Source organism: Streptomyces sp. DSM 42067, assembly GCF_055792885.1.
In genome coordinates this window covers 7977264-7989959 of record NZ_CM147706.1, presented here as the reverse complement: position 1 = coordinate 7989959, position 12696 = coordinate 7977264, and the positions used below count along the sequence as shown (strand labels likewise).

Below are 12696 nucleotides of genomic sequence, written 5' to 3'. Positions count from 1 at the left end.
TCGGGCAGTGAAGATTCCACCTTCACGGCATACCAACCAGTCGGTAATCTGCGCGGCATGAACTCACCCCTGCCGGAACGCGCCGGGCGCCGATGCCACAACGTGATCAACCCGCTGCACTCGACCCACTACTTCTCGCCGGACCTTCGGACAGAGCTGGCCGCGATCGGCATCGAGGACCGCAACGCCGCGTACTTCGCCGCCCGGGCGGCTGCCATGGGGCCGGTCGGTGCGGGCGCGGTGACGGCCACGTTCTACAACTTCAAGCACGAGCTCGTGGCGCAGCACGTCCCCGCGGTGTGGCGGATCGCCTCTCCGGAGACGGTCCTCGCGGCACGCGCGCGTGCAGTCGACGCGACGCTGCACCGGCTCCTCGGGAAGGAGGCGCTCGCCTCGAAGGAGATGGCCGAGGCGGCAGGGCTCGCCCTGCGCGCCACCGAGGCGTGCAGCAGGACGGCACGCCCGCTGTACGCCGCCCACGCCGACCTGCCCGTACCGGAGGAGCCGCACCTCGCGTACTGGCACGCCGCGACCCTCCTGCGCGAACACCGCGGCGACGGGCACCTCGCCGTCCTGCTGGACGCGGAACTCGACCCGCTGGAGGCCCTGGTGACCCACACCGCGACCGGCAAGGGCATGTCACCGAGGTGGGTCCTGGGCACGCGCGGATGGTCCCGGCAGGACTGGGAAGCGGCGACGGAGCGACTGCGCTCGCGCGGACTGCTCGACGCCGACGGCGAGTTGACGGACGCGGGGGTCGCGCTTCGGCGGGATCTCGAGACGGAGACGGACCGGCTCGACCGTGCGCCGTACGAACACCTGGGCGCGGCGGGCGTCGAGCGGCTCACCGGACTTGCGGCGGGTTTTCTTGGGGCGGCTGTGGCGGCGGGCGCCTTTCCGGCCGGGATGATCGGCAAGAACTGACCCCAGCGGATCGCTTCTCCTTGGGGCCGAGGCCGGCTGGTGGCAGCCGAGGCCGGCTGGTGGCAGCCGAGGCCGGCTGGTGGCAGCCGAGGCCGGCTGGTGGCAGCCGAGGCCGGGTGGTGACAGCCGAGGTCGGCTGATCGAGCAGACCGCATGACCGTGGCCGCAGTTGACGTCAGCCGACCGCGGCCGACTGCATGGCCTGCGCGAGCCGAGGTACCCGTGTGTCTCCGGCCGATCCGGGCCGTTCCGGGTCGTACGCGGCCGGAGGACGAAAGGGGAAGACGTGTTCCGTGCCCTTGCAGATGTGCTGCGCCAGATCGGGGCCGCCGTCGCCACCGTGGTGAGGCTGCCCTTCCGGGCCCTTGCACGGCTGTTCGGCGGCGCCGCCCACTCGACGCGCCGCACGGGGCGGGCTCGCCGGGTGTGACCCGGTGGGCGCCGGCCCGGCGCGGGCGATGCGCCGGACCGGCCGTCCGGCTCGAACCCCTCCGTCCGGCAGGCCGCGACCGTCAGCTCCCGCAGGTCGTAGCCGTGCCGGAAGCCGCGTCGGGCACCGGCGCTTCCGCCTTCCTCCCCTCCCTTGTCGCTTTGACTGTCACCCTCGCCTCGTCGCGCCCACGTGCCCGGTTGTCGGTGGGGCCTGCCACAATTGCGGCGCAACCTCAGTGGAGAAGGCGGTACGGGATCGTGACGACACCCCTCGTAGGGTCCATCGAAGGCAGGATCGCCGAGGAGCTCGGCGTACGGGAGCGGCAGGTCAAGGCTGCCGTGGAGCTGCTCGACGGCGGTTCGACGGTGCCCTTCATCGCCCGCTACCGCAAGGAAGCGACCGAGATGCTCGACGACGCGCAGCTGCGCACGCTCGAGGAGCGGCTGCGGTATCTGCGGGAGCTGGAGGAGCGGCGGACGGCGATCCTCGACTCGGTGCGCGAGCAGGGCAAGCTCACCGAGGAGCTGGAGGCGCGGATCCGCGGTGCCGAGACCAAGGCGCGGCTCGAGGACATCTACCTGCCGTTCAAGCCGAAGCGGCGCACGAAGGCGCAGATCGCGCGCGAGGCGGGTCTCGAGCCGCTCGCCGAGGGGCTTCTCGGCGATCCGTCGGTCGATCCGCTGGCCGCCGCTGCGGCCTTCGTGGACGCCGACAAGGGCGTCGCGGACCCGCAGGCGGCTCTGGACGGCGCCCGCGCCATCCTCACCGAACGGTTCTCGGAGGACGCCGACCTCATCGGCGAGCTGCGCGAGCGCATGTGGACCCGCGGGCGGCTGGCCGCCAAGGTGCGGGAGGGCAAGGAGGAGGCGGGCGCCAAGTTCGCCGACTACTTCGACTTCGCCGAGCCCTTCACCGAGCTGCCCTCCCACCGGATCCTGGCGATGCTGCGCGGTGAGAAGGAGGAGGTCCTGGACCTCGTTCTGGAGCCGGAGGAGCCCAGGGACGAGCCCGGCCCCTCCTCGTACGAGGGGATCATCGCCAGCCGCTTCGGGGTGGCCGAGCGCGGCCGTCCCGCCGACAAGTGGCTGGTGGACACGGTGCGCTGGGCCTGGCGCACGCGCATCCTGGTGCACCTGGGCATCGACCTGAGGCTGCGGCTGCGTACGGCCGCGGAGGACGAGGCGGTGCAGGTCTTCGCCGCGAACCTGCGCGACCTGCTGCTGGCCGCCCCTGCGGGCACGCGCGCGACGCTGGGGCTGGACCCCGGATTCCGTACGGGCGTGAAGGTGGCCGTGGTCGACGCGACCGGCAAGGTCGTCGCGACGGACGTGATCTACCCGCACGTCCCGCAGAACAAGTGGGACGAGGCCATCGCCAAGCTCGCGCGGCTCGCCAAGGAGCACGCGGTCGAGCTGATCGCGATCGGCAACGGCACGGCGTCGCGCGAGACGGACAAGCTGGCCGGTGAACTGATCACGAAGCACCCCGAGTTGAAGCTGACCAAGGTGATGGTGTCCGAGGCGGGCGCCTCGGTGTACTCGGCCTCGGCCTTCGCATCGCAGGAGCTGCCCGGCATGGACGTGTCGCTGCGCGGCGCCGTCTCCATCGCCCGCCGTCTGCAGGACCCGCTGGCAGAGCTGGTCAAGATCGACCCGAAATCGATCGGTGTCGGCCAGTACCAGCACGACCTCTCCGAGGTGAAGCTGTCGCGGTCGCTCGACGCGGTCGTCGAGGACTGTGTGAACGGCGTCGGCGTGGACGTCAACACGGCCTCCGCGCCGCTGCTGGCCCGGGTCTCCGGCATCAGCGGCGGTCTCGCCGAGAACATCGTCGCCCACCGGGACTCGAACGGCCCGTTCCGTTCGCGGCAGGCGCTCAAGGACGTGGCGCGCCTTGGCCCGAAGGCGTACGAGCAGTGCGCGGGCTTCCTGCGGATCCGCGGCGGCGACGACCCGCTGGACTCCTCCAGCGTGCACCCCGAGGCGTACCCGGTGGTACGCCGCATGGTGAAGACCACGGGCAGCGATGTCGCGTCGCTGATCGGCAATACGGGGGTGCTGCGCTCGCTCCGCGCCGACGAGTTCGTGGACGAGACCTTCGGTCTGCCGACCGTGACGGACATCCTGCGCGAGCTGGAGAAGCCGGGGCGGGATCCGCGTCCGGCGTTCAAGACGGCCACGTTCAAGGAGGGCGTCGAGAAGATCTCCGATCTGTCGTCCGGGATGGTCCTGGAGGGCGTGGTCACGAATGTCGCCGCGTTCGGTGCGTTCGTGGACGTCGGTGTCCATCAGGACGGTCTTGTGCATGTGTCCGCGATGTCCAAGACGTTCGTCAAGGACCCGCGGGATGTGGTGAAGCCGGGCGACATCGTCAAGGTGAAGGTGCTGGATGTCGACATTCCGCGTAAGCGGATCTCGTTGACGCTGCGGTTGGACGACGAGGCTGCGCCTGCGTCTTCCTCTTCTGCCGGGGGTGGGCGGCCGCAGCGTGGGGGGCGGCCGCCTCAGCAGCGTGGGCAGCAACAGCGGCAGGGCCGCGGAGGAGGCGGGGGCGGGGGCGCTCGGCAGGCGCCGGCCCCCGCCAACAGTGCTATGGCCGATGCGCTTCGGCGGGCCGGGTTGGTTGACCCCGGGCGGGGTCGGGGCTAGCGATTGCCCCGGCGTTCGGGAGCGAGGTCTCAGGTCGACTGACCGCCGCCGGGGTTGTGCCCACCCTCCCCCAGCTACGGCTGGGAGGTGCCCCCAGCCCTGCGGAACGCCTGCCCACAGCGGTGCGGAGCGATTGCCCACAACGGGGGCGCCGCGCCATCCGGTCAGCGCTCCGTCACCTTGCCCTCCGCCACCTCCAGCCGCCGCGTCGTTCGTACCGCGTCCAGCATGCGGCGGTCGTGGGTGACGAGGAGCAAGGTGCCCGTGTAGGAGTCGAGTGCGGACTCGAGTTGTTCGATCGCGGGCAGGTCGAGGTGGTTGGTCGGCTCGTCCAATACGAGGAGGTTGACGCCGCGGCCCTGGAGCAGCGCCAGGGCCGCGCGGGTGCGTTCGCCGGGGGAGAGGCTCGCCGCCGGGCGCAGCACATGGTGGGACTTGAGCCCGAACTTGGCCAGCAGGGTGCGTACCTCGCCGGGCTCGGTGTCGGGGACGGCCGCGCAGAACGCGTCCAGCAGTGACTCCGGTCCGTGGAACAGCGCGCGAGCTTGGTCCACCTCGCCGACGACGACACCGGACCCGAGCGCCGCGTGGCCCGCGTCGAGCGGTACGCGGCCGAGGAGGGCGGCGAGGAGCGTGGACTTGCCCGCGCCGTTGGCGCCGGTGACGGCGACCCGGTCGGCCCAGTCGATCTGCAGCGTCACCGGCCCCAGTACGAAGCCGTCGCGCCGTACCTCGGCGTCGCGCAGGGATGCGACGACCGCGCCGGAGCGCGGCGCCGCGGCGATCTCCATCCGCAGCTCCCACTCCTTGCGGGGCTCCTCGACGACGTCCAGCCGCTCGATCATGCGCTGGGTCTGCCGGGCCTTCGCGGCCTGCTTCTCGCTGGCCTCGCTGCGGAACTTCCGGCCGATCTTGTCGTTGTCGTTGCCCGCCTTGCGCCGGGCGTTCTTCACGCCCTTGTCCATCCACGACCGCTGCATCTGCGCGCGGTCCTGGAGGGCGGCCTTCTTGTCGGCGTACTCGTCGAAGTCCTCGCGAGCGTGCCGGCGCGCGGTCTCACGCTCCTCCAGATACGCCTCGTATCCACCGCCGTAGAGATTGATCTGCCGCTGGGCGAGGTCGAGTTCGAGGACCTTGGTCACAGTGCGGGCGAGGAACTCCCGGTCGTGGCTGACGACGATGGTTCCGGCGCGCAGACCGGTGACGAACCGCTCCAGGCGCTCCAGTCCGTCAAGGTCCAGGTCGTTCGTCGGCTCGTCCAGCAGGAACACGTCGTAGCGGGACAGCAGCAGGGATGCCAGACCGGCACGCGCGGCCTGCCCGCCCGACAGCGACGTCATGGGCTGGTCCAGCCCGACGCGCAGCCCGAGCGAGTCGGCGACCTCCTCAGCGCGCTCGTCCAGGTCGGCACCACCGAGGCCCAGCCACCGCTCCAGGCTCTCCGCGTAGGCGTCGTCGGCGCCCGGCGCACCGTCGACGAGCGCCTGGGTGGCCGCGTCCATGATCCGCTGCGCCTCGGCCACCCCGGTGCGCCGGGCGAGGAACTCCCGTACGGTCTCGCCGGGGCACCGGTCGGGCTCCTGCGGCAGATGCCCCACGGTCGCGGAGGGCGGCGACAGGCGCAGTTCCCCCTGCTCGGGGGCATCGAGCCCGGCCAGCAGGCGCAGCAGTGTGGACTTTCCGGCGCCGTTGGCACCGACGAGTCCGATCACGTCCCCCGGTGCGACGACGAGGTCGAGCCCGGTGAAGAGAGAGCGGTCGCCGTGGCCGGCGGCGAAATTCTTGGCGACGAGGGTGGCAGTCATCAGGCCGTAGATCCTAACGAGGGTTGTGAGCGACGGGCGGCACCGACCACAGCATGAGCGAGAGACGGACACGTAACAGCGTGCGCGAGGGGCGGACCGACCACAGCGAGGCCGCCCGTCCCCGCTCACGCGGTCACAGCAGACCCGCCAGCTTGTACAGCACCAGTGATCCCGCAACGGCCACGTTCAGGCTCGCACCCGTCCCGACCATGGGGATCTCCACGCACACGTCCAGCAGGTGCAGCGCCTCGGGAGGTATGCCCTGCTGCTCGTGTCCGAGCACGATCACGGTGCGCTCCCTGGCGGGCGGAAGGTCGGCGAGGCGGATCGCCTCGTCGGCCAGTTCCACGCCGACGATGCGCGTCCCGCGCTCGCGCTGACGCTCCAGCCAGCCCACCGGGTCGCCCGTCCAGTGCACACACGGCGGCTTGCGCAGCGTGTTCCCACGGGCCAGCGCCTCCGGCACCCAGGGGAAGCGCGGCACGGTCAGGCATGCCCCGGTCGCGTCGCAGGTGCGAGCGAGGGTACCCAGGTTCACACCGTGCAGCGGCCACAGGGGAGCCACGTAGAGATGGTCCCAGCAGGAATGGGAGCGGGGACGGCGCGCGCGGCGCAGTTCGCCGGGAGTGCGCGTACGGATCGACGGTCCGCTCTTCCGGGCGCTCACCGCGCCACGGAGGCGTACCTCCAGCTCTTCGCAGAAGTCATCGTCGTGGGGCGACTTACGGCTCGCCCCGGGCCGGTCGATGGGTCATCGCGCCATGGGCGCGACCAGCACGCTGTCCGTCGTGCGCGCCACGATGAAGGATTCCCCCTTGGTCGCCTTCGCGTCCAGTGAGATTCGGTGCTTGCCGGTGTCGAGGATGTCGTCGAAAACCTCATGGGTGTGGGCGCGGTAGAGCCGGTCGAGACGGTACGCGGTGAGCTGGACGCGGCAGGTGGAGGTGACCTCGATCCCCGCCTCGCCGTCGGCGGCGACCAGGCGCGCGAGACGGCGCTGCTCCACCGGGCTGCGATCGAGGGCGTGCTCTATCTGGGCGACCAGAAGCGGGATGATCGGCGCCAGCCCGTCGACGTACGCGACGTCCGCACCGGCGCGTTCGAACGCGGCCCGTACGGCGGCTCGTTCCTGTGCACTGACGGCGCGGCCGAAGGCGACGGCTCCGTATGTGCGCAGTTCGTCGGCGGGGACGTCTGCCGCGTCCGTCGTGATCTCGGCGCCGATGCCGATGGTGCGCAGAGCCGCGGCGAGCTTGGCGAGGACGGCGACACGGGCGCCGATCAGCAGGACGCGGCGTGGCGCCGGCTCCTGCCGGTCGAGCAGGCTTTGCAGTGCGCTGCGGTACTCGGCGCCGCGGAAGCGGAACGGCCCTATGCCGTGGTAGCCGTTGAGCTCGAGATCGGCGTGCTCGTCCGTCTGCCAGGCGAAGTCCCGCCAGACGAAGTCGTCGCTGCCGTCGTCGGCCTTGTCGATGGCCGCGGTGACCGCGCCGCACTCGATGCCCTCGCACTCGGGGCAGCCGTAGATGACGTACCGCCCACCGGGCAGCGGAGCCTCCGCCTCCAGCAGCAGCGCACGCACCTGGGCGGTGAAGATCGCGGGCGGGATGTCGGAGGCGAGCGGGGAGACGGCGTCGAGATCGGATAGTTGGAAGAGCAGCGGTCTGCCGTCGACGATGAAGTCGACGAAATCCCGGTGCAGTTGGTAGTCACCATTGGCGCGGACCCCGCCGGCACGCATAGCCGGGGCCAGACCGAAAGTCGCGTACTCGGCACACATGTCCTGAGTATCCCCACCTGGAACCTGATGTGAGCACGGCATCGCCCATTCCGCTACCGTCCGGGCATGAACAGGGACGTGATCGTGGTGGGCAGCGGCGTCATAGGGTTGACGACGGCGATTGTGCTGGCCGAGCAGGGGCGGACGGTACGGGTCTGGAGCCGCGAACCCGCCGGGCGCACCACTTCGGCGGTCGCGGGGGCGCTGTGGTGGCCCTACCGGATCGAGCCGGAGGCTCAGGTCGGTGACTGGTCGCTGCGATCGCTGCAGGTCTACGAGGAGTTGGCGGCGCGGTCCGGCGATACGGGCGTACGCATGGTGGAGGGCGTGCACGCCGACACGCACCTCGACGGGCTGGGCGCCTGGGCCGCCCAGGTGCCGGGGTTGCGGGCTGCGAGGGCCGGCGAGGCGGGGGCCTTCGACGGGGAGGGCCTGTGGGCGCGGCTGCCGCTGATCGACATGCCCACGCATCTCAGGTGGCTGAGCGCACGGCTGTCGGCGGCTGGTGGCGCCGTCGTGGAGCGCCGTGTCAGGCACCTTTCCGAGGCGACCGATCAGGCGGCCGTGGTGGTCAACTGCTCGGGTCTCGGCGCCCGGGAGCTCGTGCCGGATCCCGCCGTGCGTCCCGTCCGGGGTCAGTTGGTCGTCGTCGAGAACCCGGGGATCACCACATGGTTCACGGCCGCGGACCCGGCGTCGCACACCACGACGTACTTCTTTCCGCAGCCGTACGGCCTCGTCCTCGGCGGCACCGCGGACGACGACGACTGGTCGCTGGAGCCTGATCCGACGGTGGCCGAGGAGATCGTGAAGCGGTGTGCGCAGGTGCGTCCCGAGATCGCGGAGGCGAGGGTGCTGGAGCACCGGGTGGGCCTGCGGCCGGCGCGTGACGCCGTGCGGCTGGAGCGGGAGATTCTGCCGGGCGGCGGGGTGCTGGTGCACAACTACGGGCACGGTGGTGCGGGCGTCACCGTCGCATGGGGATGTGCGGAGGAGGCGGCACGGCTTGATCTGCAGCCGGCACGGTGACGAGCCGTCGGGGCGCGAGGCCTGCCTGACGACGATCCGAGACCGCCGCCAGAGGAGTCGACCGCGACGCCGAACCGCCCCCACCGGTGATGGCCCCCGATCCTGACCGAGTACGGCACCAGACCACGCCGAACCCGGCCGGAGACGGGTCACACGGGGTCACACCCTTTCGAGCCACAGCTGCGCACTCAGCTGACGGCAGCGCCGAACCACGTGGGCAGTTGGGTGAGCAGATCCTGCTGGTCTTCACCGACCCACGCCACATGGCCGTCCGGCCGCAGCAGCACCGCGGGCACGTCCAGTTCCTCGCTGACGTCGACGACGTGGTCGACCCGGTCTGCCCAGCCCGCCACCGAGAGCCGGCCGGTCTGGTCGAGCAGCAGCCCGCGGCCGCCGTGCGTCAGCTCGTAGAGGCGCCCCCGCTTCAGCTCCACGTCCCGCATCCGCCGGCCGAGCAGTTCGTGCCCCTCGCCGAAGTCGTAGCGGACCCCGATCGCGGTGATCTTCTCGATGAGGTACCGGTTCACCTCCTCGAAGTCCATCAGTTCCGACACCAGCCGGCGCACCGCCTGGGGCCCCGGCTCGGTGGACATCAGCTCCATCTGCGCGCGGGTGTTGTACAGCACGTCGGCTGCCACCGGGTGCCGTTCGGTGTGGTAGCTGTCCAGCAGCCCCTCCGGTGCCCAGCCGTTCACCTCGGCGGCCAGCTTCCAGCCGAGGTTGAACGCGTCCTGGACACCGAGGTTGAGGCCCTGCCCGCCGGTCGGCGGGTGGATGTGCGCCGCGTCGCCGGCCAGCAGTACCCGGCCGACCCGGTAGCGCTCGGCCTGCCGGGTGGCGTTGCCGAAGCGGGACAGCCAGCGCGGTGAGTGCACGCCGAAGTCGGTGCCGGCGAACGCCCGCAGCTGTTGCTTGAACTCCTCGAGGGTCGGCGGGACCGCGCGGTCCTCGGCCACCCCCTCGGCGGGCACGACGACGCGGTACACCCCATCTCCGAAGGGCGTGGCGCCGAACCGCTTCTGGGTCTTGTTGACTTCGGCCACCGCGGCGGCCAGCGTCTCCGGTGGTACGGCCACCTCCATCTCGCCCAGCAGCGTCTCGACCGTGGAGGGCTCGCCGGGGAAGCCGACGCCGAGCAGCTTGCGCACCGTGCTGCGGCCGCCGTCGCAGCCGACGAGGTAGCGCGAGCGCAGCCGCGTGCCTCCCCCGCCGGCTACGCCCTCATTGGCGGGGGTACCCCCACTGGCCAGCTCGACGGTCACCCCGTGGTCGTCCTGGCTCAGCCCGACCAGTTCGCAGCCGCGCCGGATCTCGACGCCGAGCTCGGTGGCGCGCTCGGCCAGCAGGCGATCGGTGGTGGGCTGCGGGATGCCGAGGATGTAGGGATGCGCGGTGTCCAGCCGGTCGGGCGCGGGCTTGGCGATGGCGGCGAAGAAACCGCCGACCGGGTACTGCCGACCGTGCGCCAGGAACCGCTCCAGCAGGCCGCGCTGGCCCATCACCTCGATGCTGCGCACGTGCAGGCCGAGCGCACGGACATACTCGGTCGGCTCCGCCTCCTTCTCCAGCACGAGCACGTGCACGCCGTGCAGCCGCAACTCGCCGGCCAGCATCAAGCCGGTCGGTCCGCCGCCGGCAACGATCACGTCAAACATGAAAACCCCCCATTCACCAAGCTTGCATGTCGGCCAGCTGCTCCGCGTAGTCCGGCGGCGCGCACACCCGCACCTCCGCGCCGAGTGCCCGCAACCGCACCGCGAGTTCCCCCCGGCGGTTCGACGTTCCGCGAGACCCACACGTCGACAAAGCACACGTACTTCGTGGATCCCCGATTTCCGCAGGTTCTGGCTTCGGCTGGAGATTCTGCAGCACGACCCGGGTCTTGCCGCAAGGCCCCCAGTGCGCTATACGTTGAGAGTGGCAAGGAGTGGGTGACCCTCCTTGCCTTTGCCTTTTCTCCCTGCCTTTGCCTTTTGTCGTCCGCTGTGGACGGACAAGCTCCTCGGTCACGAGGACGGCGGCCGCTGTCGCGGCCAGGCGCGGGCGCGGTTACGGAGGTTCATCAGTGGATGCCTCCCGGGATGCGGTGGGCCTGGCGCGGCGGGGCGCACCCTCGAGCGTTCTCCATGTGACAGTGGGTTGCCCTGAGAGCCCCTGGCCCGCGGGCCGGCGGTCTTTCCCACCCGCCCTTTCAGTTGACTACCGCCCTGTTCGAGGGGCGATGGCGGCTCGGTGGGCGGCTCGGGCCCGTCGGGCCAGCGGGAAGTAGCGGAACCGCTCCGGTAGGAGGGGGACGACCGTGCGGACCACGCGGCCGAAGCGGCGTAGGCGGCGCTCCTGAACCGGCGTCCAGGGCAGGCCGATCGCCTCACGGGCGCCGGGCGGCATCAGCCCGATCGTGACGAAACGCCGGAGACGTACGAAGGGGGGCAGCAGCACGGGCCACAGGGCGCGCAATGCCAGGCGCAGCGGGAGTGGCACGTGGTCGGGTGGCGGGACGTGGCCGTCCACGGCGACGAGTTCCCGGGCCACCGTCGTCAGTTCCAGTTCCTCGGCGAGCATCTTTCGGTAGTACGGCCAGAACTCCTCGATGGTCTGCGGCATGTCCCGGTCGCGGATGCCGAGGACCCGGCCGACCTGGAGCCACTCGGCGTACAGCTGCCGCTCCTCGGCATCGGTGTAAGGGCGCCGGCCGAGGTACTGCCGAGCGTGCCGCATCACCGGGAACCCGGTCGCGTGCACCCACACGTAGGCCTCGGGCATGAGGGCGTGGTACGGGCGGCCGTGCGCGTCCGTGCCCCGGATCGTGCGGTGCAGCCGCCTGAGCCGCCGTGCTTCCTCGGCGGCGGCCTGACCTCCGTAGACCCACAGATGCAGAGACCGCAGCGACCGCTCGCCGCGTCCCCATGGGTCGGTACGGAACACCGAGTGCTCATCGACGCCCGCGCCGACAGCGGGGTGCGCCACCTGTAGGGCGAGCGCGGGCGGCAGGGTGAGGAGCGTGCGGATCTCCCCCGTGACGTCCCAGAGGATGCCGCCGGGCGGGGGCGGCAGGTTGCGGGGAGGAGACGCCAGGTTGCCGGAGGGGGGCGCCAGGTTGCCGGGCGGGGCCGGCTCGGGCTTCTCCGTCTCGCGGGGTGGGCGAGGCCGGCCCGCACCCTGCCAGTCCACGCCCCGCCGGTCCACGCCCCGCCGGTCTTCGGCCATGGGATGCGCTCCTCTGCCGGGCCCTGCGGTGCAGGGCTGGCAAGGTGGCCGGGACGTGGGGCCGGGCGCCGGAAGCCCAGCTACACGGCTTCCGCCCCCGGTCCCGTGTCCCTCCAGCTCCTACGCATCCAGTATGCGATCAGGGCACCGGGGCGCCGCGCCGACCGACTGTGCCGGCGCGGTGTACACGCACGGTATGCCGGGTCGGGTGTGTGCCGGGCGGGCGTCGCATGCCGACAGCAGTACGGCGGCATGCGACGCCCGGAGCCCGCTGCGCCCAGCGCACAGTGGACCAGGCCTGCCAGATCGGCGTCGCATGCCGACGCGCAGTACGGCCGCATACCGTGCCGGGAGCCCGCTGGGCCCGGCGCCGCGCGAAGTTCAGCCGCGCGGATCCACCACCGTCCGAGCCGGGAGCGGCTCGCCCACGATGCGGCTCGCCAGGTTCGACGCCAGCTCGGAGACGCTGATCCGCAGTTCCGTCTCCGCGGCCGCGCGCTCGGCATCGATCCTGGCCTTCCCCTCCTCGATGATCGAGTCGCGTTCGCGCCGGCCGTCCTGCCGGGCGGCAGCGATCAGCGCAGCACCCTCCTCGGCGGCCCGCTGCCGGGTGCGTGCCGCGTCATGCCGGGCTTCGGCCAGCACCTTCTCCGTCTTGGCGCGCTCGTTCTCCGCCCGGAGGCGCACCGCCTCCGCCCGCTCGGCCCCACCCTGGATCGCGTCCTCACGCTGGGCGATGACGCGGTTGATCCGCGGCAGAACACGCGCGATGAGGAAGAAGACCGCGGCGAACAGCGGGAGGGCGACCGCGAGTTCCTCGACCTTCGGATTGAGCGGGCCTATGTCCGTGGGAACGAGATACATAACCAC

Annotated in this window: 10 protein-coding genes; 4 read left to right on the top strand and 6 right to left on the bottom strand. The window is 71.5% G+C overall.

Annotated elements, in window-relative coordinates:
* Nucleotides 1-57: 57 nt before the first annotated feature.
* The 3 genes from ACSMXV_RS35750 (at nt 58) to ACSMXV_RS35740 (ending at nt 4005) form a co-directional block, all read left to right on the top strand.
* The gene (locus ACSMXV_RS35750) at nt 58-924 is read left to right on the top strand and encodes an SCO6745 family protein (protein WP_473175249.1); all 867 of its coding nucleotides are present in this window, start codon (nt 58-60) and stop codon (nt 922-924) included.
* Between the two features lie 286 nt (nt 925-1210).
* Nucleotides 1211-1354 carry an LPFR motif small protein gene (locus ACSMXV_RS35745; protein WP_473175248.1) on the top strand — a complete coding sequence of 48 codons (144 nt, stop codon included), beginning with the start codon at nt 1211-1213 and terminating at the stop codon, nt 1352-1354.
* 260 nt (nt 1355-1614) lie between these two features.
* Complete coding sequence (locus tag ACSMXV_RS35740; protein WP_473175247.1) at nt 1615-4005, top strand: Tex family protein; 2391 nt, start codon at nt 1615-1617, stop codon at nt 4003-4005.
* A 164-nt stretch (nt 4006-4169) separates the two neighbouring features.
* On the opposite strand, the gene ACSMXV_RS35735 is transcribed toward ACSMXV_RS35740, so the two are convergent.
* From ACSMXV_RS35735 to ACSMXV_RS35725, 3 genes are all read right to left on the bottom strand, one after another.
* Nucleotides 4170-5810 (bottom strand): ABC-F family ATP-binding cassette domain-containing protein, encoded by a 1641-nt coding sequence (locus tag ACSMXV_RS35735; RefSeq protein WP_473175246.1) that lies wholly within the window; start codon nt 5808-5810, stop codon nt 4170-4172.
* Nucleotides 5811-5943: 133 nt separating this feature from the next.
* Complete coding sequence (locus tag ACSMXV_RS35730) at nt 5944-6477, bottom strand: TrmH family RNA methyltransferase (RefSeq protein ID WP_473175245.1); 534 nt, start codon at nt 6475-6477, stop codon at nt 5944-5946.
* Between the two features lie 84 nt (nt 6478-6561).
* Entirely contained in the window at nt 6562-7590 is a 1029-nt protein-coding gene (locus ACSMXV_RS35725) for an oxidoreductase (protein WP_473175244.1), read from the bottom strand.
* Nucleotides 7591-7656: 66 nt separating this feature from the next.
* Here ACSMXV_RS35725 and ACSMXV_RS35720 point away from each other — a divergent pair, with 66 nt between their 5' ends.
* Complete coding sequence (locus tag ACSMXV_RS35720) at nt 7657-8619, top strand: FAD-dependent oxidoreductase (protein ID WP_473175243.1); 963 nt, start codon at nt 7657-7659, stop codon at nt 8617-8619.
* 188 nt (nt 8620-8807) lie between these two features.
* Here the strand turns inward: ACSMXV_RS35720 and rox are convergent, their stop codons facing one another.
* The 3 genes from rox to ACSMXV_RS35705 form a co-directional block, all read right to left on the bottom strand.
* Complete coding sequence (gene rox, locus ACSMXV_RS35715; RefSeq protein ID WP_473175242.1) at nt 8808-10274, bottom strand: rifampin monooxygenase; 1467 nt, start codon at nt 10272-10274, stop codon at nt 8808-8810.
* A gap of 544 nt (nt 10275-10818) precedes the next feature.
* Nucleotides 10819-11826 carry an oxygenase MpaB family protein gene (locus tag ACSMXV_RS35710; RefSeq protein WP_473175241.1) on the bottom strand — a complete coding sequence of 336 codons (1008 nt, stop codon included), beginning with the start codon at nt 11824-11826 and terminating at the stop codon, nt 10819-10821.
* 381 nt (nt 11827-12207) lie between these two features.
* Nucleotides 12208-12690 carry a F0F1 ATP synthase subunit B family protein gene (locus ACSMXV_RS35705; protein ID WP_473175240.1) on the bottom strand — a complete coding sequence of 161 codons (483 nt, stop codon included), beginning with the start codon at nt 12688-12690 and terminating at the stop codon, nt 12208-12210.
* Between the last annotated feature and the right edge of the window lie 6 nt (nt 12691-12696).